General features: G+C 60.9%; 25 protein-coding genes and 1 riboswitch. Of the genes, 3 read left to right on the top strand and 22 right to left on the bottom strand.

What is annotated here, in order from left to right; all coding sequences use genetic code 11:
• Nucleotides 1-12: 12 nt before the first annotated feature.
• Nucleotides 13-492, bottom strand: coding sequence for a cold-shock protein (locus tag ACF8MC_RS08135; RefSeq protein ID WP_033647218.1), 480 nt, complete (start codon nt 490-492; stop codon nt 13-15).
• Between the two features lie 165 nt (nt 493-657).
• On the opposite strand from ACF8MC_RS08135, the gene ACF8MC_RS08130 reads away from it, so the two are divergent.
• On the top strand, nt 658-1,167 hold the full coding sequence (locus ACF8MC_RS08130; RefSeq protein WP_033637415.1) for a VOC family protein: 510 nt from the start codon (nt 658-660) through the stop codon (nt 1,165-1,167).
• Nucleotides 1,168-1,203: 36 nt separating this feature from the next.
• On the opposite strand, the gene ACF8MC_RS08125 is transcribed toward ACF8MC_RS08130, so the two are convergent.
• The 5 genes from ACF8MC_RS08125 to ACF8MC_RS08105 all read right to left on the bottom strand — a co-directional run bounded on the left by ACF8MC_RS08125 (nt 1,204) and on the right by ACF8MC_RS08105 (nt 6,408).
• A complete protein-coding gene (locus ACF8MC_RS08125; RefSeq protein WP_041033838.1) occupies nt 1,204-2,031 on the bottom strand; it encodes an amino acid ABC transporter ATP-binding protein in 828 nt (275 codons plus the stop codon).
• A 9-nt stretch (nt 2,032-2,040) separates the two neighbouring features.
• Nucleotides 2,041-2,928 (bottom strand): amino acid ABC transporter permease, encoded by an 888-nt coding sequence (locus ACF8MC_RS08120; protein ID WP_041033840.1) that lies wholly within the window; start codon nt 2,926-2,928, stop codon nt 2,041-2,043.
• Nucleotides 2,929-2,958: 30 nt separating this feature from the next.
• Nucleotides 2,959-3,486 (bottom strand): GNAT family N-acetyltransferase, encoded by a 528-nt coding sequence (locus ACF8MC_RS08115; protein ID WP_164105027.1) that lies wholly within the window; start codon nt 3,484-3,486, stop codon nt 2,959-2,961.
• Between the two features lie 244 nt (nt 3,487-3,730).
• Nucleotides 3,731-5,056: an LLM class flavin-dependent oxidoreductase gene (locus ACF8MC_RS08110; protein ID WP_164105026.1), complete on the bottom strand. Its 1,326-nt coding sequence runs from the start codon at nt 5,054-5,056 to the stop codon at nt 3,731-3,733.
• 188 nt (nt 5,057-5,244) lie between these two features.
• The gene (locus ACF8MC_RS08105; RefSeq protein WP_033637419.1) at nt 5,245-6,408 is read right to left on the bottom strand and encodes a M20 peptidase aminoacylase family protein; all 1,164 of its coding nucleotides are present in this window, start codon (nt 6,406-6,408) and stop codon (nt 5,245-5,247) included.
• 346 nt (nt 6,409-6,754) lie between these two features.
• On the opposite strand from ACF8MC_RS08105, the gene cspE reads away from it, so the two are divergent.
• Entirely contained in the window at nt 6,755-6,964 is a 210-nt protein-coding gene (cspE, locus tag ACF8MC_RS08100) for a transcription antiterminator/RNA stability regulator CspE (protein WP_004940030.1), read from the top strand.
• Between the two features lie 57 nt (nt 6,965-7,021).
• Here the strand turns inward: cspE and ACF8MC_RS08095 are convergent, their stop codons facing one another.
• The 4 genes from ACF8MC_RS08095 to ACF8MC_RS08080 form a co-directional block, all read right to left on the bottom strand.
• Nucleotides 7,022-8,212 (bottom strand): multidrug effflux MFS transporter, encoded by a 1,191-nt coding sequence (locus ACF8MC_RS08095; RefSeq protein WP_039566951.1) that lies wholly within the window; start codon nt 8,210-8,212, stop codon nt 7,022-7,024.
• Nucleotides 8,213-8,218: 6 nt separating this feature from the next.
• The gene (locus tag ACF8MC_RS08090; protein ID WP_033637421.1) at nt 8,219-8,815 is read right to left on the bottom strand and encodes a TetR/AcrR family transcriptional regulator; all 597 of its coding nucleotides are present in this window, start codon (nt 8,813-8,815) and stop codon (nt 8,219-8,221) included.
• A 288-nt stretch (nt 8,816-9,103) separates the two neighbouring features.
• A complete protein-coding gene (gene crcB / locus ACF8MC_RS08085) occupies nt 9,104-9,487 on the bottom strand; it encodes a fluoride efflux transporter CrcB (RefSeq protein ID WP_004940022.1) in 384 nt (127 codons plus the stop codon).
• Between the two features lie 79 nt (nt 9,488-9,566).
• Nucleotides 9,567-9,629: riboswitch (Fluoride riboswitch) on the bottom strand.
• 255 nt (nt 9,630-9,884) lie between these two features.
• The gene (locus ACF8MC_RS08080; RefSeq protein ID WP_060438993.1) at nt 9,885-10,952 is read right to left on the bottom strand and encodes a diguanylate cyclase; all 1,068 of its coding nucleotides are present in this window, start codon (nt 10,950-10,952) and stop codon (nt 9,885-9,887) included.
• A 218-nt stretch (nt 10,953-11,170) separates the two neighbouring features.
• Between ACF8MC_RS08080 and tatA the strand changes: the two genes are divergently transcribed.
• Nucleotides 11,171-11,386, top strand: coding sequence for a Sec-independent protein translocase subunit TatA (tatA, locus tag ACF8MC_RS08075; RefSeq protein ID WP_004940019.1), 216 nt, complete (start codon nt 11,171-11,173; stop codon nt 11,384-11,386).
• Between the two features lie 94 nt (nt 11,387-11,480).
• Here the strand turns inward: tatA and lipA are convergent, their stop codons facing one another.
• The 12 genes from lipA to lptE all read right to left on the bottom strand — a co-directional run bounded on the left by lipA (nt 11,481) and on the right by lptE (nt 22,346).
• Nucleotides 11,481-12,446 carry a lipoyl synthase gene (lipA, locus tag ACF8MC_RS08070; protein WP_025301835.1) on the bottom strand — a complete coding sequence of 322 codons (966 nt, stop codon included), beginning with the start codon at nt 12,444-12,446 and terminating at the stop codon, nt 11,481-11,483.
• Entirely contained in the window at nt 12,439-13,107 is a 669-nt protein-coding gene (gene lipB, locus ACF8MC_RS08065; RefSeq protein WP_049199992.1) for a lipoyl(octanoyl) transferase LipB, read from the bottom strand. The genes lipA and lipB overlap by 8 nt, the downstream gene beginning before the upstream one ends.
• 134 nt (nt 13,108-13,241) lie before the next feature.
• A complete protein-coding gene (gene ybeD / locus ACF8MC_RS08060; protein WP_033637425.1) occupies nt 13,242-13,508 on the bottom strand; it encodes a DUF493 family protein YbeD in 267 nt (88 codons plus the stop codon).
• Nucleotides 13,509-13,612: 104 nt separating this feature from the next.
• On the bottom strand, nt 13,613-14,824 hold the full coding sequence (dacA, locus tag ACF8MC_RS08055; protein ID WP_392423237.1) for a D-alanyl-D-alanine carboxypeptidase DacA: 1,212 nt from the start codon (nt 14,822-14,824) through the stop codon (nt 13,613-13,615).
• Nucleotides 14,825-15,004: 180 nt separating this feature from the next.
• Nucleotides 15,005-16,051: an endolytic peptidoglycan transglycosylase RlpA gene (gene rlpA / locus ACF8MC_RS08050; RefSeq protein WP_060456806.1), complete on the bottom strand. Its 1,047-nt coding sequence runs from the start codon at nt 16,049-16,051 to the stop codon at nt 15,005-15,007.
• Nucleotides 16,052-16,061: 10 nt separating this feature from the next.
• Nucleotides 16,062-17,174 (bottom strand): peptidoglycan glycosyltransferase MrdB, encoded by a 1,113-nt coding sequence (gene mrdB, locus ACF8MC_RS08045; protein ID WP_004940006.1) that lies wholly within the window; start codon nt 17,172-17,174, stop codon nt 16,062-16,064.
• Between the two features lie 8 nt (nt 17,175-17,182).
• Entirely contained in the window at nt 17,183-19,078 is a 1,896-nt protein-coding gene (gene mrdA, locus ACF8MC_RS08040; RefSeq protein WP_033637428.1) for a peptidoglycan DD-transpeptidase MrdA, read from the bottom strand.
• A 38-nt stretch (nt 19,079-19,116) separates the two neighbouring features.
• Nucleotides 19,117-19,587 carry a 23S rRNA (pseudouridine(1915)-N(3))-methyltransferase RlmH gene (gene rlmH, locus ACF8MC_RS08035; protein WP_004940002.1) on the bottom strand — a complete coding sequence of 157 codons (471 nt, stop codon included), beginning with the start codon at nt 19,585-19,587 and terminating at the stop codon, nt 19,117-19,119.
• A gap of 3 nt (nt 19,588-19,590) precedes the next feature.
• Complete coding sequence (gene rsfS, locus ACF8MC_RS08030) at nt 19,591-19,908, bottom strand: ribosome silencing factor (RefSeq protein WP_016928774.1); 318 nt, start codon at nt 19,906-19,908, stop codon at nt 19,591-19,593.
• Nucleotides 19,909-20,102: 194 nt separating this feature from the next.
• On the bottom strand, nt 20,103-20,765 hold the full coding sequence (gene nadD, locus ACF8MC_RS08025; protein ID WP_103772579.1) for a nicotinate-nucleotide adenylyltransferase: 663 nt from the start codon (nt 20,763-20,765) through the stop codon (nt 20,103-20,105).
• On the bottom strand, nt 20,755-21,789 hold the full coding sequence (gene holA / locus ACF8MC_RS08020; protein WP_164105025.1) for a DNA polymerase III subunit delta: 1,035 nt from the start codon (nt 21,787-21,789) through the stop codon (nt 20,755-20,757). Before holA ends, nadD begins: the two co-directional genes overlap by 11 nt.
• Nucleotides 21,786-22,346: an LPS assembly lipoprotein LptE gene (gene lptE / locus ACF8MC_RS08015; RefSeq protein ID WP_033637431.1), complete on the bottom strand. Its 561-nt coding sequence runs from the start codon at nt 22,344-22,346 to the stop codon at nt 21,786-21,788. Before lptE ends, holA begins: the two co-directional genes overlap by 4 nt.
• Nucleotides 22,347-22,352: the final 6 nt, after the last annotated feature.

Raw genomic sequence — 22,352 nt, 5'->3', positions numbered from 1 at the left:
GGCAGCCGGCGCTTACAGGCTTTTCAGCGCCTTAATGGTCTCATCCATATCGATCTCGTGCTCGGAGAAAGTATGGGTGGTGTTCTGGAAGGTGGTAATGGTCAGCATGCGCAGCGTTTGCATGGTCTGCGCCTGATCTTCTGACTGCGGGCGAATGCGGTTCATCAGCAGGCCGACCGACAGCACGGTGTTCTCTTTATCCACGTCGGCTTTGGCCGGCACTTCCTTGGTGAAGGTATTGAAAGACTTGATGCTGGCGATCTTGATTCTTTCATTGGCGATGATGATGTATTTGCTGGGCGCCAACACTTTGACCGCATAAGCCGACGGGCCTTTGGTGTTGTTGGTCGGTTCGAAGGTCACCGCCGCGTTTTTCTTAATCAGCTCCGGGTTTTGCACTTTAATCACGTGAAAATAACGATTTTCTCCGTTCTCGTCGGTAATAAAGCCGAAGCCTTTGTCTTCAAAAAAAGTCGTTATCTTGCCGTTCATCGCTATTCTCACAAAAGGGTTCAATACAGCGCTTATGATAGCGCGGAATGCCTTGCAGCGACAGATTGCGCGGGCGGCATTTCGTCATGCGATAACGGCATTTAGCGGCTTTCCCCCCACATGCTATGTTCATGCTGACTTCATTCAATGCGTAAAGGAATAGCGATGGGCATCAAACGTCTCAATCACGCCGTGCTGTATGTCAGCGACGTGCGGCAGAGCGCCGACTTCTATCATCAGGTGTTGGGGTTCAAGCTCAAGCCGTCCGACAGCCCCGATCGGGCGGTGTTTACCCAGGCCGCCGATTCGGACAACGATCACGATTTGGCGCTGTTCAGCAAGAACCTGGGCCAGCAGCGCGCCGGGGTGTTTCGCGCCAACAACGAGCCGCCGGCGGAGCATGAGCCAGCGGCCGGGCTGTACCATCTGGCCTGGGAAGTGGACAGCCTGGAGGAGCTGGAGCGCATTCGTCACCAGCTGGCCGAACGCGGCATTCTCGGGCTGGAAGAGGATCACGGCGTGCACAAAAGCATTTATGGCCACGATCCGGACGGGCTGCTGTTCGAGGTAACCTGGTTTATTCCGCCGGCGTTGCTGACCGAAGAGGACAAAAACCAGCAGGGGATCCGGCCGCTGGATTTCGCCGCCGAGAAGCGGCGCTTCGCCGGCCGGTAAGCAGCTCGGGTACGGGGCGCCGCGGCGCCCCGACGATCACAGCACTTTGTTGAGGAAGTTGACGGTGCGCGGATGCTGCGGCTGGGCCAGCACTTGCCTGGCGTCGCCCTGCTCGACGATCTGCCCATCGACCATAAACACCACCCGATCCGCCGCTTCGCGCGCAAAGCCGATTTCATGCGTGACCACCACCAGCGTGACGCCCAGATCCGCCAACCCCTTTATCACGTCCAGCACTTCGCCGACCAGCTCGGGATCGAGCGCGGAGGTCGGTTCATCGAACAGGATCACCTTCGGGTTCAGCGCCAGCGCGCGCGCGATGGCGATGCGCTGCTGTTGGCCGCCGGAGAGGTGGCGCGGGTAGGCGTCCGCCTTGTGGCGTAGCCCGACGGTATCCAGCAGTTCATAGGCCACCGCTTTCGCCCGTTCGCGAGAGTGGATCTTGTGCACCACCGGCGCTTCGATGATGTTTTCCAGCACCGTCAGGTGCGGGAACAGGTTGAAATTCTGGAATACGTAGCCGACGTTGATGCGTTGCCGAAGGATGGCCTTTTCCTTCAGCTCATACAGCCGGTTGCCTTTGCGGCGGTAGCCGACGTAGTCGCCGTCGATGCGGATAAAGCCTTGGTCCACGCGTTCCAGGTGGTTGATCGCCCGCAGCAGCGTCGATTTACCGGAGCCGGAAGGGCCGAGGATCACGGTGACGGTGCCCGGCTGCAGCGTCAGGCTGACGTCGTCCAGCGCCTTGTGCTTGCCGAAGAACTTGCTGACGTTGCTGATTTCGATCAGGCCGCGTGCCGGCACCGGGGTGAGATTGCGCGCCGGCTGTTCGGGCAAGGCATAATAATCAATGGCTTCAGACATGCGGGTCTCCTAACGTTTTAGCCAGCCGGCCAGTTTATGCCAGGGCGTCGGCGGCAGTTCGCGCACCGCCCCCCGGGCGAAATAGCGCTCGATGTAGTATTGGATCACCGACAGCGCGGTGGTGATAAACAGATACCAGACGGTGGCGACCATCAGCAGCGGTATCACCTGCTGGGTGCGGTTATAGATAACCTGAATGGTGTAAAACAGCTCCGGCAGCGCCAGTACGTAAACGATCGAGGTGCCTTTCGCCAGGCTGATGATCTCGTTGAAGCCGGTCGGAATAATGGAGCGCAGCGCCTGCGGCAGAATGATGCGGAAGGTGCGGCGATAGCCCGGCAACCCCAGCGCCGCCGCCGCTTCGTGCTGGCCGTAATCCACGCCCAGGATGCCGCCGCGGATGATCTCGGCGGTGTAGGCGGACTGCACCAGCGTCAGGCCCAGCACCGCCACGGCGAACTGGCCGAGAATGTCGATGGTCGGGTAGCTGGCGAACACCACGGAGGTGAAGGGAATGCCCAGCGAGATGGCGTCATACAGATAGGAAAAGTTGTACAGGATGATCAGCACCAGGATCAGCGGCAGCGAGCGAAACAGCCAGATATAACCCCAGGCCAGCGACGCCAGCAGGTAAGAGCGCGACAGCCGCGCCAGCGCCAGCAGGGTGCCGAACAGGATGCTGAACAGCGTGCCGAGCAGCGTCAGCAGCAGGGTTTGCCCCAGCCCTGCCAGCACCGCCGGCGCGAAGAACCACTCGGCGAACACGCCCCATTCCCAGCGCGCGTTGCCCGCCACCGATTGCACGATGGCGGCCAGAATAAACAGCGAAAACAGCGCGCCGATCAGCCGCAGCGGATAGCGGGCGGGCACCACTTTCAAGACTTCTTGTTTGGACATGTCATGTCTCCTGATACAGATTAAGGGGCCTTAGGCGATTTTCCTTTCCGACGCGCAACAACACGCGTCCTCTGCAATCAGGCTTTTGCGGAACGGCAGGCGGCCATCGTAGGGTGGGCGACTGTATATCTCGCTGTCGACGGTGGGATCGAACTGCGGCTGATACCCGTTGCTCAGATACAGGCCCACCGCTTCGGGCTGGCGAAAACCGGTGGTCAGATAGAGCCGGCGATATCCCTGCGCCAGCGCCAGCGTTTCGAGCTGCTGCAACACCCGCTGCGCCAGGCCCTGGCGCCGCAGATCGCCCCGCGTCCAGATGCGCTTCAGCTCGGCGGTTTGTGCGTCATAGCGTTTGAAGGCGCCCATGGCGATCGGTGCACCGGCGCGCAGCAGCACGATGAAGGCCCCCTGCGGCGGCGCGTACAGATCCAGCGGTTCCGGTTCCTGGTCACCAAAATAGTCGCCGTAACGCTGGCGATATTCGCCGAACAGCCCCTCGATTACCGGGGCGATCAGCGGGTCGGTCGGCAGCGTCTGAATGAAGGTGTCTTGCGTCATCGCGCGCTCCTAATCGCCCTGGCCGGGCGGGTTGATTTCCGGCTGCGCAAGGCGTTCGGCGCTCTCGCCCCAGCGGTTGACCATGGCGATCGCCTACGGGGTCTTCGGCGCGTGAATAGGGGGGCATAGGCCTGCAAATCGATGCCGGTGCCCGCCTGCGCGGCGCCGGTCAGGCTCGGCAAGGCCGCCACGAGGGCGGCGGTAACGGTTTTCTGCATAGCGGGTATCCCTGAAAGCGATCTTATTATTGGGTGAATCTGTTCAACGGGCGCTTCAGGCCCAGGTGCTCGCGCAGCGTGTCGCCGTGGTACGCCTGGCGGAACAGGCCGCGTTGCTGCAGGACGGGCACCACCCGATCGACGAAGTGGCCGAAGGCGTTGGGCGTACCGCCGCTGATGATGAAACCGTCGGCGGCCTCGCCGTCGAACCAGCGTTGCAGGCCATCCGCCACCGCTTCCGGCGTGCCGCTGAACACCGGGCGCGGCGAGGCGGCTTCCAGCGCCACCTGGCGCAGCGTGAGGTTGCGCTCGCGGGCGCTGCGCTTGATGGTGTCGGTGGTGCTGCGGAAGCTGTTTTGCCCCAGATCGCCGATGTCGGGGAAGGGGGCGTCCAGCGGATGGCGGGCGAAGTCGTAATGCTCGAAGTAGCGGCCGAGGTAGTTGAGGGCATTCTCGATGCTGACCAGGCGGGCGGTCTCCTGGTACTGGCGCTCGACGTCCGCGTCGTCGTCGCCGACGATCACGCTGACGCCCTGGAAGATGCGCAGATCGTCCGGTTCGCGCCCCTGTTCCACCAGTTGCCGCTTCACGTCCTGGTAGAAATCCTGCGCCTGCTCCAGCGTGTCGTGATGGGTGAAGATCGCATCGGCGTGTTGGACCGCCAGCCGTTTGCCGTCTTCGGAGGCGCCGGCCTGGAACAGGATCGGGCGCCCTTGCGGCGTGCGGCCGATGTTCAGCGGCCCCTGCACCGAGAAGAACTCCCCCTGGTGATTGAGAGTGTGCAGTTTGCCGGCGCGGAAGAATTCGCCGCTGGCCTTATTACGCACGAAAGCGTCGTCTTCCCAGGAATCCCACAGCCCTTTGGCGACGTCGAGAAACTCGCCGGCGATGCGATAACGCAGGCTGTGCTCCGGGTGTTCTTTGCGCGAGAAATTTTTGGCCGAGCCTTCCAGCGGCGAGGTCACCACGTTCCAGCCGGCGCGGCCGTTGCTCAGGTGATCGAGGCTGGCGAACTGGCGGGCGACGGTGAACGGATCGCTGTAGGAGGTGGAGAGGGTGCCCACCAGGCCGATTTTATCGGTGGCGGCGGACAGTGCGGCCAGCAGGGTGAGCGGTTCGAAACGATTAAGAAAATGCGGAATGGATTTTTCGTTGATATATAACCCATCGGCGACGAAGACGAAATCGAATTTCCCCTGTTCGGCTTTTTTCGCCGTGGCGATATTAAATTCGAGGTTGATGCTGGCGTCGGCGGTGGCGTCCGGGTGGCGCCAGGCGGACATATTTCCCGATGCGCCATGCAGAATGGCGCCCAGCCGCAATTGCCGTTGATTAGTCGCGTTGTCGCTCATCGTGATTATCCTGTCATGCGCCGCAGAGGCGCGCGGTGTCTGATGTGCCCACTATTGATGAGCGGCGGCGGGATGTAAAACAACAAAACAGCATATTCAAATGTTGAAAATCGCAAATATCACGGCGAGCGAAAAAATAATCCCCGACGTGGCATCCGCGGCGTCGGGGAAATACGCGTTACCGTTATTCAGGCGTTGCTGAGGGCTTTTTCCGGCGCGGTGGTTAATTGTTGCAGCGTGCGTTCCGCCAGCAGCGTGAAATATTGCGCGGCGGGGAACAGGGCGCGTTCATCGGGATTGAAACGCGGATGATGCAGGCCGAACTCGCTGGCGGAGCCGATGCTGACGAATACGCCCGGCACGTGATGCAGATACAGCGCGAAATCTTCACCGCCCATCTGCAGTTCCGCCTCTTCGACCCGGTAGCCGGCCTCGGCGGCGACGGTTTTGCTGAACGCCGCCCAATGCGGATCATTGATCACCGCCGGCGGCCCCGGCTGCCAGCGGAGTTCGGCCTGCGCGCCCAGCGCGGCGGCAACGCCGTCGATCACCTGGCGAATCTTGTCCGGCACCTGGCGGCGCACCGCGTCGCTGTGGGTGCGCACCGTGCCTTCCAGCTCCACGGTTTGCGGCAGCACGTTCCAGGTATTGCCGCCTTCGATGCGCGTTACGCTCACCACCAGCGACTCCAGCGAGCTGAAGCTGCGGCTGGGCAGCGTCTGCAGTGCGCCGACGATCTGGCTGGCGGTGACGATGGTGTCGACGCCCTGTTCCGGTTTGGCGGCGTGGGCGCCTTTGCCGGTGATGAGGATCTGGAAGCGATCGACGTTGGCGTAGAACGGCCCGGCGCGGGTGGCGAAGGTGCCGGTGGGCAGCTCCGGCGCGTTATGCAGGCCAAATACCGCCGCAACGTTATCCAGCGCGCCAGCGTCGATCAGATGCCGGGCACCGTTGAAGGTCTCTTCCGCCGGCTGGAAGAAGATGCGCACCGTGCCGGGCAGGTCGGCCTCACGCGCTTTGAGCAGGTGTGCGGCGCCGAGCATCACCGAGGTGTGAAAGTCGTGGCCGCAGGCATGCATCACGCCGCGGTTTTGCGAGCTGAAGGGCACGTCGGCGATTTCGTCGATCGGCAGGGCGTCAATGTCGCCGCGCAGCGCGATGATCGGCCCCTTGCCGCTGCCAATCTCCGCCACGACGCCGGTTTTCAGCGCCAGCGGCAGCAGGCGAATGCCCGCCTCTTGCAGCCAGCGGGTCAGCCGGGCGGTGGTGGCGAATTCGTGATTGGAAAGCTCCGGGTTTTGGTGCAGCTCACGCCGATAGGCGATGATTTTGTCTGCCAACTGGCTGGTCATAGGCTTGGCTCACAGTGGGAAATAAACCCTAACCCTAGTGCAGCGGCCGCCGAAGCAAAAAGACCATCTGGTTATATTTCATAGCGATTGCGTCTGCATGGGGGCGTCAACGCTGGGGTAAGCGGGCGGGTTTGGCCGTTCGCGCATTGTTCGCCGGCGCGTGGAGAGGATTGACCTGGAACGGGAGCTTATCGCAACCGGTGCAATCCATTTACACCGGGCTACACGGATTTTTTCACTCTTTATCGGATTTCTGTGATCGCGGTGGTGGACAAAATCCTGCCTGCTTGCTGTACTGTAATCGACACAGGTTTTGTGTCTTTCATTCACGTTAAAGGTAAGTTTGATGTCTAAGATTAAAGGTAGCGTTAAGTGGTTTAATGAATCCAAAGGCTTCGGTTTCATTACTCCGGAAGATGGTAGCAAGGACGTTTTCGTTCACTTCTCTGCCATCGTTAGCAACGGTTTCAAAACGCTTGCTGAAGGCCAGCGTGTAGAGTTTGAAATCACGAACGGTGCCAAAGGCCCATCTGCCGCTAACGTTACTGCTATCTAAGCTGCGTAGCTGAATTTCTTAAAACCCGCTCATTGAGCGGGTTTTTTATTGGGCGCGTTATGCCTCGCTGCGGCGGCTTAATAGGCTGAACAGCAGGATAGCGATGGCGTAACAGCCGACGATGGTCAGCGCCATCGACAGGCCCGAGGTGCCGCCCAGCCCGGTGAGCGGCACGGCGCAGGCGCCGAGGGCGAACATGCACACGCCGATCAAGGCCGAGGCGCTGCCCGCTTTGTCTCCCTGGCTTTGCATCGCCAGCGAAGAGGCGGTCGGGCCGACGATGCCGATCACCGCCACCGAGAAGAACAGCGGCACCAGCAATACGACCAGCGGCGCATGCAGCGCGGCGGCCAACAGCAGCAACAGCGACGCGACGGCCGCCAGCGTTAACCCGCCCCTCAACACCCGGCGCTCCCCCCAACGCGAACTGAGGCGGCTGGCCAGCTGCGCCGCAATGATCAGCCCGACGCCGTTAATGGCGAAGCACAGGCTGAACATCTGCGGGCTGAGGCCGTAAATCTGCTGCAAGACGAAAGGCGAGGCGCCGATATAGGCGAACATGCCGGCCATCACGAAGCCTTGCGTCAGGCACAGGCCCATGAAATAGCGCTGGGTCAGCAACCCGCCCAGCGACATCAGCATCGCCAGGATACCGCCCTGGCTGCGGCGTTCTACCGGCAGGGATTCGCGCAGCTTCAGCGCCGACAGGCTGAACAGCAGCACGGCGATGGCCGCCAGCACGCCGAAGATGCCGCGCCAGTTCATCACCTGCAGCATCACGCCGCCCAGCACCGGCGCGACGATCGGCGCCAGGCCGTTGACCAGCATCAGCAGGGCGAAGAAGCGGGTCAGCTCATGGCCGGCGTACAGATCGCGGGCAATGGCGCGGGAAATCACCGCGCCACCGGCGCCGGCGATGCCCTGCAGCAGACGGGCGATCAGCAACTGGTCGATGGTGGGTGCGAGGGCGCACCACAGCGAAGCGCCCAGCAGCAGGATCAGCGACAGCAACAGCGGGCGCATGCGGCCCAGTTTGTCGCTGTAAGGGCCGAAAATCAGCTGGCCGACGCCCAGGCCGAGCAGCCCGGCGGTCAGGCTGAGCTGTGCGGCGGCGGTGGAGGTATTCAGTTCGCCCGCCATTTCCGGCAGGGCGGGCAGATAGAGATCGGTGCACAGCGGCCCCAGCGCGGCCAACAGGCCAAGCACGACGGCGTACACCAGACGTTGTCTGGCTAAGTGTTTGGTCATGGGAGATTAGCGTTTCCTGAACAGGTGAGAAATGGCCTGCTGATACAGCTCGCGCAGCAGGGACGCATCGGCTTTTTGCGTGGTAAGGATGCGGTAACCGGTGCCTTCGCTCATGACGGCGATAAACTCCACCCGGGCGGCGATCTCTTCCGCGCTGAAATCGGGATACAGCCGCTGCAGGTTGTGGCACACGTGGCGAAACAGCCGCGCTTCCGCATCGCTGAGCATTTTGGCTACCACCGGGTTGCGCGTGGCCTCGGCGGTCACTTCCAGCATCAGCATGTGATCGGTTTCGCTCTCGCCCGGCTGCTGAAACAGCGTGCGCGCCGCCAGCGTGCCGGCGATCAGGTTGATGTGATCGCCAAGGTTTTCCAGCCGCTGCATCTTGCTGGCGATGATGCGGTTGACGATCTCTTCGATAATCGCGTCTTTATTGGCGAAATAGCGATAGATTTGCCCGACGCTGAGCTGCGAGCCCTGGGCGATCTCCGCCATGCTGGCGGCGTGGAAGCCGTGGCGGCGGAAGCTGGTTTTCGCCGCTTCGACGATCTGATCGCGGCGGGCCTGCACCTTGGCCTGTTTACTGTCGTTGGGGGAGAGCATCTGCCCGATCCTTTGCTACGCGTGAGCCAGGTTCACATTTCTGGGTGTGAACGTTCATTCTCAATTGTAGTGTAACCGGCGGGAAAGACGCAACATGAACGCGTGCTGCGGGAAAAAGCGCTTAAGCGAACAGGTAGGATTTGATAAAGGCGGCGACGATCAGCACGCACAGCGCAACGGCAATCGCTTCGGCGGCGGTTTTCGGCAGGCTAAACATAGCGGTTTCTCATCCAGTCAGGAGTACTGGATGAGATTATGCGCATGCAAGATTAAGGAAACATTAAGGGCTTAGCGCCCGTTGACCCACATCACCAGCATGAAAGCCAGCAGCGTCATCGCCAGCGAGCCGGCCAGGTTGAGCAGCATGTTGGCCAGCGCCCAGCCGAAGCGGCCATCCTGCATCAGGTATACCACCTCCAGCGAAAAGGTGGAGAAGGTGGTCAGGCCGCCGCAGAAGCCGGTGGTGATCAGCAATTTCCAGGTGGGATCCAGATGCGTCATGCGGGTGAAAATCGCCATCGCCAGGCCGATGATAAAACCGCCGATCAGATTGACCATCAGCGTACCGAGCGGAATGTGGGCGTTCAGCGGGTTCATTTTCATGCTTACCGCCCAGCGCAAAACGCTGCCGACGCCGCCGCCGATAAATACGGCCAGTAAAGAGCTCAACATGGGGCAACTCCCTTTCAATCAGAGAAATTCACGGGGTTCGGAAAGGGACAGGCGTAACGCTACGCGCCTCTCTCCGAGAGGTTACGTAGACATCATCAGCCTGTGAAGGCGGTTAGGGAGGAATGTCATCTCCAGCGTGCCGCACGGCCTTTTTCGCCGCACCGGATGGATGTTACACCTAACGCCGCCTATTTTGTAGTATCGACAATCTGCGAGGTCACCCCATGAAAATCAGAACGGCGCGCCTGAGCGATCGCCGAATTAATGACGGCGCTGGATTATCCCGGCACCGAGGCGCTGCTGGTGGCGGTGGAAAGCGAGCGGGCGCATGCGTTTTAGCGGCGTGAAGGCTTTGTCGAAGCGCCGAAGTATTTTGCCAAGTTATTAAACCAGTAAGTTAGTCGCCCGTCGGCGGCGCCGTTTCCAGGCGGTTACGGCCATTTTGCTTCGCCCGGTAAAGCGCGCCGTCGGCCGCTTTCAGCCAGTCCAGATAACCGCCCAGCGCGGGGTGGTAGTTGGCGATGCCGGCGCTGATCTGCAGCCGCAGCTGTGGCGCCTCTTTGAAGATGACGGCGTCCAGCCGCTGCTGGATGCGCCGCAGGACGGTTACCGCCTGTTCGGCGCTGGTGTTCGGCAGTACTGCGCCAAACTCGTCGCCGCCGTAGCGCCCGACGATATCCACGTTGCGCAAGCCGATCAGCAGCTCTTCCGCCAGCGCCGCCAGGGCCTCATCCCCTAAAGCGTGGCCGAAGGTGTCGTTGATGGTTTTGAAGCGATCGATATCCATCAGGATCAGCGTGGCGTTGTCCTGGTAGCGGCGGCAGCTGTCAAACTGGCGATGCAACAGGTGCTCCCAGTGGCGGCGGTTGTACAAGCCGGTCAGCCCATCGCGAGTGCTGATGCGTTGCAGCTCCTGTTTCTTTTCCGCCAGCCGCTTGGCGGTGCGGTAGGTCACCAGCCCGAGCAGCGTCGGGTACAGGTAGATCATCGGCAGGCACAGATAGATTTGCAGCGGCGTGCTGTGCGGTTGAAACGGGAAGCCGAGCAGCGCGCCGGTCAGCGCCGCCGTGGCCAATTGAATCGCCAACCCTTTGACAAACAGCGCTTTGCCGGCGGAAGCGATGTTGTTCATGCTCATCATCGACAGGATGACGATCGCCGGCAGCGCATTGAACGCCATCATCGCGGCCCAGAAGCCACCGAAGGCGGAGTCGATCAGCAGGTTGCGGATCTCGGCTTTGAACGGATCTTTGGCGCGGCGGGCCAGGCGGTAGGCAAGATGCGGCCAGAGAAAGCCGTGAAAGGCCAGCAATAGCCAGACCGCCGTGGGCGGAGCCAAGGGGTAGAGCGCGGCGCAGACGCAGATAAAGCCGAGTCCCAGGCCGGCGACGCGGGGCAGATAGGTGCGTTTGGCGAAGCTGAGGCCGGATTTTCGGGCATCGAAAATGGGTGGAGCAATATACATCCGGCATCTCCCTGATAAGTATCACGGCAGCGTATCATGCGGGCGATAAACTAAGAATAGTCTGGAATCCGTGCCGTGCGGCCGCGTGGCATTCCTGCGACGGATCTCACTCTGTTACATGTTGCGGTTGTGCGAGCCGAAGGAAAGTCGCTAAATATTCGCAGGCAAGGTCAGTTTTTCTCGCTGTTCACGCAGCGCTCTATGATAAGAAGGTGAGTATGGAAGGTATCAGCATTACCAAACTTCTGGTGATTGCGGTGTTGGTGATTTTACTGTTCGGCACCAGCAAACTGCGTACGCTCGGCGCCGATCTTGGCGCGGCGCTGAAAGGCTTTAAAAAAGCCGTGGGCGACGACAGCACGCCGCCGGCCGCCGGCAACAACGCCGCCGAAAGCCAGTCCGCTCAGCAGAGCGTCGAAAAGAAAGACGTTTAACCCCGCCTGGTGGCGCGCAATAAAAAACGGATGCCTTGCGGACATCCGTTTTTTTGGCGTTTCCGCCGTCTTTAGCGTAACAAACTATTACGCGTTATTTCACTTCCATCCCTTTGGCCTGCAGATCGGCGTGGTAAGACGAACGCACGAACGGGCCGCAGGCGGCGTGGGTGAAGCCCATCGCCATCGCTTCTTCTTTCATCTCGTCGAACTCGGCCGGGCTGACGTAGCGCTGCACCGGCAGGTGGTGACGGCTCGGCTGCAGGTATTGCCCCAGCGTCAGCATGGTCACGCCGTGGCGGCGCAGATCGCGCATCACTTCGACGATTTCCGCGTTGGTTTCGCCCAGGCCGACCATCAGGCCTGATTTGGTCGGGATATCCGGGTGCGCTTCTTTAAAGCGCTCCAGCAGCTTCAGCGACCACTCGTAGTTGGCGCCTGGGCGCACCTGGCGATATACGCGCGGCACGTTTTCCAGGTTGTGGTTGAATACGTCCGGCGGCGTGGCGGTGAGGATTTCCAGCGCGCGATCCATACGGCCGCGGAAGTCCGGCACCAGCGTTTCAATTTTGATGTTCGGGCTCTTGGCGCGGATGGCCGAGATGCAGTCGGCAAAGTGTTGAGCGCCGCCGTCGCGCAGATCGTCGCGGTCAACCGAGGTGATCACCACATAACGCAGCGCCATGTCGGCGATGGTTTGCGCCAGCTTTTCCGGCTCGTTGGCGTCCGGCGCGATCGGGCGGCCGTGGGCCACGTCGCAGAACGGGCAGCGGCGGGTACAGATGGCGCCGAGGATCATGAAGGTGGCAGTGCCGTGGTTGAAACACTCGGACAGGTTAGGGCACGAAGCTTCCTCACAGACGGAGTGCAGGCCGTTTTTACGCATCGCGGCTTTGATGCCCTGAATACGCGTTGAGTCGGCAGGCAGTTTGATCTTCATCCACTCGGGTTTACGCAACAGCTCCTGCCGTTCGGTGACCACCGTTTTGACCGGGATCAGCGCCATTTTGTCAGCATCGCGGTATTTGACGCCGCGTTCCATCTGAATTGGTTTACTCATAATCGTGCAGGTTCCAGTTACGAAGCTCGACCGTCTGGTAGCCGAGTAAATGAACAAATTCCTGTACCAGGATTGGGTGTATGTCTTCAATGCCAACGCCGGGCGCCAGCGCGCTGACCTGCGTCATCTGCATGCCGGCGTAACCGCAAGGGTTGATGCGTTGGAAGGGGCTGAGATCCATCGCCACATTCAGGGCCAGGCCGTGGAATGAGCTGCCTTTGCGGATCCGTAAACCCAACGAACAGATTTTCTGCTCCCCCACGTACACGCCCGGCGCATCCGGACGGGCGCGCGATTCGAGGCGGAAGTGGGCGAGGGTGTTGATAACCGTATCTTCTATCGCCGTGACCAATTGGCGTACGCCGACCTTGTTGCGTTTCAGATCGACCATCACGTACATCACCTGCTGGCCCGGCCCGTGGTAGGTCACCTGGCCGCCGCGATCGCTCTGGACCACCGGGATATCGCCGGGCATCAGCACGTGCTCGGCTTTACCTGCCTGGCCCTGGGTGAACACCGGGTGATGCTGCACCAGCCACAGTTCGTCCGGCGTGGTCTCGGTACGACTGTCGGTGAAGTTATGCATGGCTTGGGATACAGGCGCGTAGGGCTGCAACCCCAGCTGACGCAAAATGATCTTGTCTGGTTGCAAAAGAGTCATCGTCAGGTTACAGAAGTGGTAAAGCCATTATACCGGGCGCTCCGGTCTGCGGCCAGCCTTTCGCTGACCAAAAATGCGCAACCCGGGAAGACGCTGCGCCATCCCGGATTGATAAGCAGGGGTTTATGCTGGAATTACAGCACCATGCGAACAATTTCAATGTTGCCCAACTCTTCGTACAGGGTTTCGACCTGCTCGATGTGAGTGGCGTTGATGGTGATGGAGACCGAGTGGTAGTTGCCTTTGCTGCTCGGCTTGACCTGCGGGTTGTAGTCGCCCGGCGCATGGCGCTGCACCACTTCAACTACCTGGTCAACCAGCTCAGGCTGCGCCAGGCCCATCACCTTGTAGGTAAACGGGCAAGGGAATTCGAGCAGTTCGTTCAGTTTAGTTTTTTGCATGTGCGTGCGCTCCAGAGTGCTAGCTAATCTATAAAGTATAACTCCCGCCGGGGCGGGAGTTAGTGTTATTCACTATATGGGGGCAATTTCGCCCGTTTCAACCGTTAACCGAACCAGTGGTGGAACATCAGTTTGATGTAGTCCACGATGCGGCTGAAGAAACCGCCTTCTTTCACTTCGTTCATCACCACCAGCGGACGCTGGTCGATGGTTTTGCCGTCCAGCTGGAAGTTGATGCTGCCGACTACCTGGTTTTTCGCCAGCGGCGCGTGAATTTCCGGCGTGTTCAGCACGTAGCTGGCCTTCAGATCTTTCATGCGGCCGCGCGGGATGGTCAGGTAGACGTCTTTGTCCACGCCCAGCTCAACGCGGTCGGCATCGCCGAACCAGACCGGCTCGGAAGCAAACTCTTTACCGACCTTCAGCGGCGCCACGGTTTCGAAGAAGCGGAAGCCCCAGGTCAGCAGTTTCTTGCTCTCGGCTTCGCGGCCTTTGTAGGTGCGGCCGCCCATCACGGCGGAGATCAGGCGCATCTGGCCTTCGGTCGCCGAAGCCACCAGGTTGTAACCCGCCGCGTCGGTGTGGCCGGTTTTGATGCCGTCGACGTTCAGGCTGTTATCCCACAGCAGACCGTTGCGGTTCATCTGGCGGATATTGTTGAAGGTGAACTCTTTTTCTTTGTAAATCGCGTACTCGTCCGGCACGTCGCGGATCAGCGCCTGGCCGATCAGCGCCATGTCACGCGCCGAGCTGTACTGGCCCTGGGCATCCAGGCCGTGTACCGTCTGGAAGTGGGTGTTCTGCAGGCCCAGCTTGCTGACGTAGGTGTTCATCAGGTTAACGAACGCGTCCTGGCTGCCGGCGACGTAGTCGGCCATCGCCACGCAGGCGTCGTTACCGGATTGCAGGTTGATGCCGCGGGTCAGCTTGGAGACCGGCACGCGATCGCCCGGCTTCAGGAACATCAGCGAGGAGCCTTTGAACACCGGGTTGCCGGTCGCCCAGGCGTCCTGACCGACGGTCACCAGATCGTCCTGGCCGATTTTACCCGCTTTCAGCGCCTGGCCGATGACGTAGCTGGTCATCATTTGGGTCAGGCTGGCCGGATCGCGACGCGCGTCGGCGTTCATCTCGGCCAGCACCTTGCCGGAGTTGTAATCAATCAGGATGTACGCTTCCGCATCGATCTGCGGGACACCTGGGATCATGGTTTTGATGTTAACGTCATCGGCATGTGCAACGGAGGCTGCGCTCATTGCGATAACGGTGCCGAGTGCGATGCTTTTGATTAAGCGAAAAGAAGTTACTTGTTTCATGATCGGGACTACAACATCCGTGAAAGTAAAGTTAAAAAACGAGCCACACTATAGCAGATGCGATCCCGGCAGGCATTATCCATTCATCTGACTAATCGCGGTTAAAGACCTTTTAGCTGCAAGAAAATGTTTCAGCTAAATAACCGCTTATCAGCCGCGAATGCCCGCCGGGCATAACGCTTAGGGTGCAGCAGTAACGAAAGACTGTTGTTGCGCTTCGCTGGCCAGGCGTTGCTGCAGCTGGGCCGCCTGCTGACGGCTGCTGAACGGGCCGAGCTGGACGCGATAAACGTTGCCGTTGGCCGCCACTTTGCCCGGCACGCCAAACTGTTGGCTCAGGCTTTGCTGCCAGCTCTGGGCGCGCTCGGCGCTGCTCAGCGCACCGACCTGCACCACGTAACCGCCGGAGGAAGAAGCGGCCGCAACCGGAGCGGCCACGGCGGCGGCTTCCGGTTCGGAACCTTCCAGCACGCCGGCCGGTACTGCGCTTGGAGCGCCGAGGAAACCGCTGCGGCCGTTGCCGGCGTTTGCCGGAGCGCCATCGTCGGTGCGCAGGGTGCTGTTATCGATCGGGCGCACCGCCGCGCCGCCGGCGACCGGCACGTCCTGCTGGATCGGGGTGCCCATGCCGCTGGCGCCGAGATCCGGGCGTGCCGGCAGGGCGTAACTCTGTTTCGCCACGATGGTGCCGATGGTGCCCGGGCCGCTCAGCGTGCCGTCCGGCGCCACGTTGATGAAATCGACTTTGACCTTGGTGTTGTTGGACAGGTTGAGGCGGTCGGCGGCGGCTTTCGACAGATCGATGATGCGGCCCTTGGTGTATGGCCCGCGATCGTTGACGCGCACCACCAGCTGACGGCCGTTGGCCAGGTTGGTGACGCGCACATAGCTTGGGATTGGCAGCGTTGGGTGCGCCGCGGTCAGGCCGTTGGGATCGAACTGCTCACCCAGCGCCGTGGTGTTGCCGTTAGCCTCTTCGCCATACCAGGACGCCAGGCCGGTCTGCGAGAAGTTCTGCGGATCTTTTACGATGCGGTAAGTATCGCCATTAACCTTATAATCCTGCATGTTGTTAGGGTTATAGGGTTCATATTGAGGCTCGACGCCACCGATTTCCACCACCGGGCCGTTGTACGGCTGCTGTGGCGCCTGCTGTTCCGTGGTCGGGGCGGTACAGGCGGAGAGCAACACCGCCGCGACGCCGATCCAAAGCCATTCCTTACGCATTACTCACCTCTTATAAACTTTTAGACAGCATTTTCCGATGCGTGTGGATCGACATGATGATGCCGAAACCGGCCATCAACACTATCAGCGCCGAACCCCCGTAACTGACCAGAGGCAAAGGTACGCCAACTACCGGCAAAATGCCACTGACCATACCGATGTTAACAAAGACATAAACGAACAAAATCAGCATCAAGCCGCCAACCATCACGCGGCCGAAGGTGGTTTGCGCCTTGGCGGCGATCATCAGCCCGCGAATGATCACCAGCAGGTAGAGCGCCAGCAGCACCAATACCCCGATCAGCCCCAGCTCTTCGGCCAACACGGCGAAGATAAAGTCGGTATGGCGCTCCGGCAGGAACTCCAGCTGCGACTGGGTGCCGTGCAGCCAGCCCTTGCCGGACAGGCCACCGGAGCCGATGGCGATCTTCGACTGAATGATGTGGTAGCCGGCGCCGAGCGGGTCGCTTTCCGGATCGAGCAGCATCATGACGCGGTCGCGTTGATAACCGTGCATCAGGAAGAACCACAGCACCGGGATAAAGGCCGCCAGCGCGACGGCGGCGACGGCGATCAGTTTCCAGCTCATGCCCGACAGGAACAGCACGAACAACCCGGAGGCGGCGATCAGGATCGAGGTGCCCAGATCCGGCTGTGCGGCCACCAGCAGCGTCGGCAGGAAGATCAGCACCAGCGCGATGGCGGTGTTTTTCAGCGAAGGCGGGCAGACGTCGCGGTTCATAAAGCGCGCCACCATCAGCGGCACGGCGATCTTGGCGATTTCCGACGGCTGGAAGCGCACCACGCCCAGATCCAGCCAGCGCTGCGCGCCTTTACTGATCTGCCCGAAGGCGTCTACCAGGATCAGCAAAATCACGCAGAAAATATACAGATAGGGCGCCCAGCTTTCGTACACGCGCGGCGGGATTTGCGCCATGACGGCCATCACGATCAGCCCCATGACGATCTGCCCGATCTTGCGCTCCATCATGCCGATGTCCTGGCCGCTGGCGCTCCACATCACGAAGGCGCTGTAGACCAGCAGGGCCAGGATCAGCAGCAGGAACGTCGGGTCGATGTGGATTTTGGTCCAGATCGAGCCTTTTTGTTGGCTTTCAGTCATGTTCTACCTTAGTCACCTTCTACGCCAGGCGGCAGCGGGGCCTCGCTTGGCAATTGCGTATTGTTGTCGCCCAGCATGATATGGTCGAGGATCTGGCGGGTGATGGTGCCCACCGCCGGACCGGAGCCGCCGTTTTCCAGAATGATGGCGACCGACACCGTCGGGTTGTTGAACGGCGCGAAGGCGGTCATCAGCTTGTGATCGCGCAGGTGCTCCGCCAGTTTGTGGGCGTTGTAGGTTTCGTAGCCGAATACCTGTGCGGTACCCGATTTCGCCGCGGCTTTATAAGGTGCGTCCGCAAAGTACTTGCGCGCCGTCCCGTTCGGACGGTTGGCCACCCCGTACATGCCGTCTTTGGCGATTTCCCAGAAGCCGGAGTGAATATCGCCGATCTGCGTGCTCTCTTCCTGTTTGAACGGCACCAGCGCGCCGTTGACGCGGGTGCTCTGCAGCAGGTGCGGCGTTTTGACGGTGCCGTCGTTGATCAGGGTGTTCAGCGCTTTGGCCATCTGGATCGGCGTGGCGGTCCAGTAGCCCTGGCCGATGCCCACCGGAATGGTGTCGCCCTGATACCACGGTTTTTTATAGCGTTTCAGCTTCCATTCGCGCGTCGGCATCAGGCCGGAACGCTCTTCGGCCAGATCGATGCCGGTGTACTGGCCGTAACCGAATTTGGTCAGCCAGCTCGACAGCCGATCGATCCCCATGTCATAGGCGACCTGATAGAAGTAGGTATCCGCGGACTCTTCCAGCGCCTTGGTGACGTTCAGGCGGCCGTGGCCCCATTTTTTCCAGTCGCGGAAGCGTTTTTCCGAGCCGGGCAGTTGCCACCAGCCGGGATCGAACACCACGGTGTTCTTGGTGATCACGCCGGCGCTGAGTGCCGACACTGCGATATAAGGTTTCACCGTCGACGCGGGCGGGTAAACCCCTTGCGTGGCGCGGTTGATCAGCGGGCGATTCGGATCGTTCAGCAACCCCTGATAATCCTTGCTGGAAATGCCGTCCACGAACAGGTTCGGATCGTAGCTCGGGTTGGACACCATCGCCAGGATGGCGCCGGTGCGCGGATCGCTCACCACCACCGCGGCGCGGCTGCCCACCAGCAACTGCTCGATGTAGCGCTGCAGCTCAAGATCGAGCGTCAGGTAGACGTCCTGACCGGCGGAAGGCGGCTGCTCGTGCAATTGGCGGATCACCCGGCCGCGGTTGTTGACCTCGACCTCTTCGTAGCCGGTTTTGCCGTGCAGCGTGTCTTCGTAATAGCGTTCGATGCCCAGTTTGCCGATATCGTGGGTGGCGGCGTAGTTGGCCAGTTTGCCGTCTTTGTCCAGGCGTTCGACGTCGCGGTCGTTGATCTTCGACACGTAGCCGGTGACGTGGGTGAGGGCGGAGCCGTAAGGATAGTAGCGGCGCTGGTAACCTTTCACTTCCACGCCGGGGAAGCGGAACTGATTGACCGCAAAGCGGGCGACCTGCACCTCGGTCAGCGCGGTTTTCACCGGAATGGAGACGAAGCGGCGCGAACGCTTGCGCTCTTTTTCGAAATTGGTGATGTCGTCGTCGGTCAGATCGACCACCGTGCGCAGCGCCTGCAGCGTGGCTTTGAGATCGTCAACCTTCTCCGGCATCAGCTCCAGCTGATAAATGGTGCGGTTGAGCGCCAGCGGGGTGCCGTTGCGATCGTAGATAATGCCGCGGCTGGGCGCGATGGGCACCAGCTTAATGCGGTTTTCGTTGGAGCGGGTGCGGTAATCCTCGACGCGGAGCACTTGCAGATTATACAGGTTGGCGATCAGGATGCCGGACAGCACCAGGATGCCCAGAAACGCCACCAGGGCGCGGCGTACAAACAGGGCGGATTCAGCCGTATAGTCGCGAAAAGGGTTACGTTCTATTTTCATCCCGCTGCTTTATTTCACTCTGTCACGGTCACCACCGGCTATTCCCGGTGGTAAGGATGATTTGTAGTAATACTCCAGGCGCGGTAGAGGCTTTCGGCCACCAGGACGCGCACCAAAGGATGCGGCAGCGTCAGCGGAGACAGTGACCAGCTCTGCTCGGCAGCGGCTTTGCAGGCGGGCGCCAGCCCTTCCGGGCCGCCGATCAGCAAGCTGACGTTGCGGCCATCCTGCTTCCAGCGTTCAAGCTGCTGCGCCAGCTGCGGCGTTTCCCACGGCGTGCCTGGGATGTCCAGCGTAACGATGCGGTTGCCTTTGCCCACCGCCGCCAGCATCTGTTCGCCTTCCTTGTCCAGAATGCGCTTGATGTCGGCGTTTTTGCCGCGTTTGCCCGCCGGGATCTCGGTCAGCTCAAACGGCATATCTTTGGGAAAGCGGTGCAGGTAATCCATAAAGCCGGTTTGCACCCAGTCTGGCATTTTGGTGCCGACCGCCACCAATTGCAGTTTCACCGCTTAACTCCAGAGTTTTTCCAGCTCGTACAGGCGACGGCTCTCTTCCTGCATCACGTGTACGATCACTTCGCCCAGATCGACCACGATCCAGTCGGAGGCTTCCTGGCCTTTCATGCCGTACAGCTCCATGCCCGCGGCACGGGATTCCTGCACCACGTGGCTGGCGATCGACATCACGTGGCGAGTCGAGGTGCCGGTGCAGATGATCATGCAATCGGTGATGCTGGATTTGCCCTGGACGTCCAGAGCGATAATGTCTTGGCCTTTCAGATCATCGATTTTATCGATGACGAAATCTTGGAGCGCTTTACCTTGCAAAGGTTCCCCCTCGGGTGTGTTCTGTTCAGTCGGCTGCGGCGGGCAAAATGCGCGCGCCGCGGCGTAACCGGATAATGGTTTCGGCAGGCTGCCGCTGAAAGCCAGCTAACTGGTGACTGCCCGGCCAGCTAAGGTTTCCGGGGTTTTCAGCGGATACCTGAAAAATAGCGGCGCAGTATATCACGCACCTTTCGCTAGCGATATAAACCCTGCAACTCGATATAGCGCTGCACCGGGCGTGGCAGCAGGTCGTCGCAGTTGAGGCCCTGATGGCGGCGCTGACGGATCTCGGTGGCGGAAATTTCCAGCTCCGGCGTATCGGCCAAATAGATATGGCCGTGCGGGCGACGGCTGAGCAGCACCGGGTCGGCGGTGCGATGGCGTTCCAGCCACTGCTGCAGTTCCGGCGTGTCCATGCGATCGTTATAGCCCGGGCGCGCCAGCACCAGCAGATGACACACGTCCAGCAGCGCCTGCCAGCGGTGCCACTTATGCAGCGTCAGCAGTGAGTCCTGACCAATGATAAACGCCAGCGGCTGGGCGGCGCCACGCTCTTTACGAATCGTTTCCAACGTCTCGATGGTGTAGGAGGGGGTGGTGCGGTGCAGTTCGCGATCGTCGACGGCAAACAGTGGATTGCCGGCGATCGCCAGCTCGACCATCTTCAGGCGCTGCTGCGCATTGGCCTCCGGCTGCGGGCGGTGCGGCGGCACGTGGTTAGGCAGCAGCGTGACGCGATTCAGGCCCACTTCGGCGGCCAACGCTTCCACCGGCCGCAGGTGGCCGTAGTGGATCGGGTCAAAGGTGCCGCCGAACAGCGCGTGCAAAACGGTGGGGTGTTCCGGGTTAGTGGGCATCGGTAAAACTCGTGGCCAAGGGTTTGCCGCACAGCAGCATCGACAGGGTTTCCAGTTCCGGCCAGACCGACTGGCCATAGTCCTGCTTGAGGGTCAGCTCGATTTGCGTCAGCAGCTGTACCGCCTGCTGCAGCTGGGGGCTGGACAAGCGTTGCAGCGCCTGGGTCACCAGCGGGCGGCGGTTCTGCCAGACCTTGTGCTGATCGAACAGCGTGCGCAGCGGCGCGGAAGCCATGCGGCGCTGCAGCGTCAGCAACAGCAGCAGTTCGCGCTGCAGGGTGCGCAGCAGGATCACCGGCTCCACGTCTTCTTGCTGCAGCTGCTGCAAAATATGCCAGGCGCGCTTGCTCTTGCCGGCCAGCAGGGCGTCCAGCCAGTGGAACGGCGTGAAGTGGGCGGCGTCGTTCACCGCCTGTTCGACGCGCGGCAGCGTGAGCTTGCCGTCCGGGTGCAGCAGCGACAGCCGCTCCAGCGCCTGCGACAGCGCCAGCAGGTTGCCTTCGTAGCAGTAGCACAGCAGCTGATTGGCGGCGTCGTCCAACTCCAGCTTCATCGCCTTGGCGCGCGTGGCGACCCAGCGCGGCAGCTGCGCCTGTTCCGGCGTCTGGCAACTGACGAGGGCGCCGTGCGGGCTGAGCGCCTTGAACCAGGCGCTGTTTTCCTGCGCTTTGGTGAGGCGCGGGCCGCGCAGGATCAGCAGGATATCCTCGTGCAGCAGCGTGGCGAGCTTGGTCAGCTGTTCGCCGATCGGCGCCGTCGGGCCGTTTTCGGGGAAGATCAGCAGCAGCGTCTGGCGGCTGGCGAAAAGGCTCATCGCCTGGCAGATGCCGAAGATGGCGTCCCAGTCGGTATGGGCGTCGAGGGAAATGCTGTAGTGCTCGCTGAACTGCTGCTGTTGCGCGGCCTGCCGGAGCAAATCCTGGCTCTCCTGCAGCAGCAGCGGTTCATTGCCGCTCAATAAATAACAAGCGCGCAGCCCCTCTCGGAGCTGCGCGGCAAGTTGTTCCGGATAAATGCGGATCATTGTGCGGTTTGGCTTGCCGCTCGTTCACCGGCGGCAGCGGCTTTCTGCCGGTTATCTTCTTCCGCCGCATGCACGGCCAGCAGTTTGCGCACCAGCTGTTGCGCCGCCTGCTCACGCATTTCCTGGCGAATGATCTCCTGTTCGGAGTCCTTGGCCAGCGCGGTCAGCGGGTTGTCGAAGAAGGAACGGAACACTTTCACCGACAGCGGATACAGGTCATGGCCCGGGATCAGCACCTGCGCCTGCACGGTCAGCACCATCTGGTACTCGGCGGTTTTACCGTCCTGGAAGATCGAAGCGGTATCCTGGCTTTCCGTCGCGCCGACGATGCGCAGGGAAGGCACGTCTTTACGCTTCGGATCGCTGACGATAGTCACGTCGTTCAGACGCAGCTGTTCGCGCACCGAGCGCGTCAACGGGCCGTAAGGGTCAGCGCTGTCCAGGATCAGCGTTTTCATTTCATTAGGCACCTGCGTGGTGCCGCGCAGGTGAAAACCGCAGCCGGCGGTGACCAGCACCGCCAACCCCAGCAACAGCGTCAGAATGCGTTGTCGCACAATTCC

The sequence above is a fragment of the Serratia sp. LACPHL-BACT-2024-00286 genome, assembly GCF_043109535.1.
Classification (GTDB): Bacteria; Pseudomonadota; Gammaproteobacteria; order Enterobacterales; family Enterobacteriaceae; genus Serratia; species Serratia sarumanii.
The sequence above is the reverse complement of the archived record's forward strand: the minus strand, read 5'-3'. Positions and strand labels throughout refer to the sequence as shown.

What these genes read in the sequence shown, in the direction of transcription:
- ACF8MC_RS08110 (WP_164105026.1), bottom strand. Translation starts at nt 5,056, where the DNA reads ATGAGCGACAACGCGACTAATCAACGGCAATTGCGGCTGGGCGCCATT.
- ACF8MC_RS08105 (WP_033637419.1), bottom strand. Translation starts at nt 6,408, where the DNA reads ATGACCAGCCAGTTGGCAGACAAAATCATCGCCTATCGGCGTGAGCTG.
- ACF8MC_RS08080 (WP_060438993.1), bottom strand. Translation starts at nt 10,952, where the DNA reads ATGTATATTGCTCCACCCATTTTCGATGCCCGAAAATCCGGCCTCAGC.
- ACF8MC_RS08130 (WP_033637415.1), top strand. Translation starts at nt 658, where the DNA reads ATGGGCATCAAACGTCTCAATCACGCCGTGCTGTATGTCAGCGACGTG.
- rlpA (WP_060456806.1), bottom strand. Translation starts at nt 16,051, where the DNA reads ATGCGTAAGGAATGGCTTTGGATCGGCGTCGCGGCGGTGTTGCTCTCC.
- dacA (WP_392423237.1), bottom strand. Translation starts at nt 14,824, where the DNA reads ATGAAACAAGTAACTTCTTTTCGCTTAATCAAAAGCATCGCACTCGGC.
- cspE (WP_004940030.1), top strand. Translation starts at nt 6,755, where the DNA reads ATGTCTAAGATTAAAGGTAGCGTTAAGTGGTTTAATGAATCCAAAGGC.
- holA (WP_164105025.1), bottom strand. Translation starts at nt 21,789, where the DNA reads ATGATCCGCATTTATCCGGAACAACTTGCCGCGCAGCTCCGAGAGGGG.
- mrdB (WP_004940006.1), bottom strand. Translation starts at nt 17,174, where the DNA reads ATGACTGAAAGCCAACAAAAAGGCTCGATCTGGACCAAAATCCACATC.
- ACF8MC_RS08135 (WP_033647218.1), bottom strand. Translation starts at nt 492, where the DNA reads ATGAACGGCAAGATAACGACTTTTTTTGAAGACAAAGGCTTCGGCTTT.
- tatA (WP_004940019.1), top strand. Translation starts at nt 11,171, where the DNA reads ATGGAAGGTATCAGCATTACCAAACTTCTGGTGATTGCGGTGTTGGTG.
- ACF8MC_RS08120 (WP_041033840.1), bottom strand. Translation starts at nt 2,928, where the DNA reads ATGTCCAAACAAGAAGTCTTGAAAGTGGTGCCCGCCCGCTATCCGCTG.
- ACF8MC_RS08115 (WP_164105027.1), bottom strand. Translation starts at nt 3,486, where the DNA reads ATGACGCAAGACACCTTCATTCAGACGCTGCCGACCGACCCGCTGATC.
- mrdA (WP_033637428.1), bottom strand. Translation starts at nt 19,078, where the DNA reads ATGAAAATAGAACGTAACCCTTTTCGCGACTATACGGCTGAATCCGCC.
- ACF8MC_RS08125 (WP_041033838.1), bottom strand. Translation starts at nt 2,031, where the DNA reads ATGTCTGAAGCCATTGATTATTATGCCTTGCCCGAACAGCCGGCGCGC.
- lipA (WP_025301835.1), bottom strand. Translation starts at nt 12,446, where the DNA reads ATGAGTAAACCAATTCAGATGGAACGCGGCGTCAAATACCGCGATGCT.
- ACF8MC_RS08090 (WP_033637421.1), bottom strand. Translation starts at nt 8,815, where the DNA reads ATGCTCTCCCCCAACGACAGTAAACAGGCCAAGGTGCAGGCCCGCCGC.
- crcB (WP_004940022.1), bottom strand. Translation starts at nt 9,487, where the DNA reads ATGTTGAGCTCTTTACTGGCCGTATTTATCGGCGGCGGCGTCGGCAGC.
- ACF8MC_RS08095 (WP_039566951.1), bottom strand. Translation starts at nt 8,212, where the DNA reads ATGACCAAACACTTAGCCAGACAACGTCTGGTGTACGCCGTCGTGCTT.
- lipB (WP_049199992.1), bottom strand. Translation starts at nt 13,107, where the DNA reads ATGACTCTTTTGCAACCAGACAAGATCATTTTGCGTCAGCTGGGGTTG.
- nadD (WP_103772579.1), bottom strand. Translation starts at nt 20,765, where the DNA reads ATGCCCACTAACCCGGAACACCCCACCGTTTTGCACGCGCTGTTCGGC.
- ybeD (WP_033637425.1), bottom strand. Translation starts at nt 13,508, where the DNA reads ATGCAAAAAACTAAACTGAACGAACTGCTCGAATTCCCTTGCCCGTTT.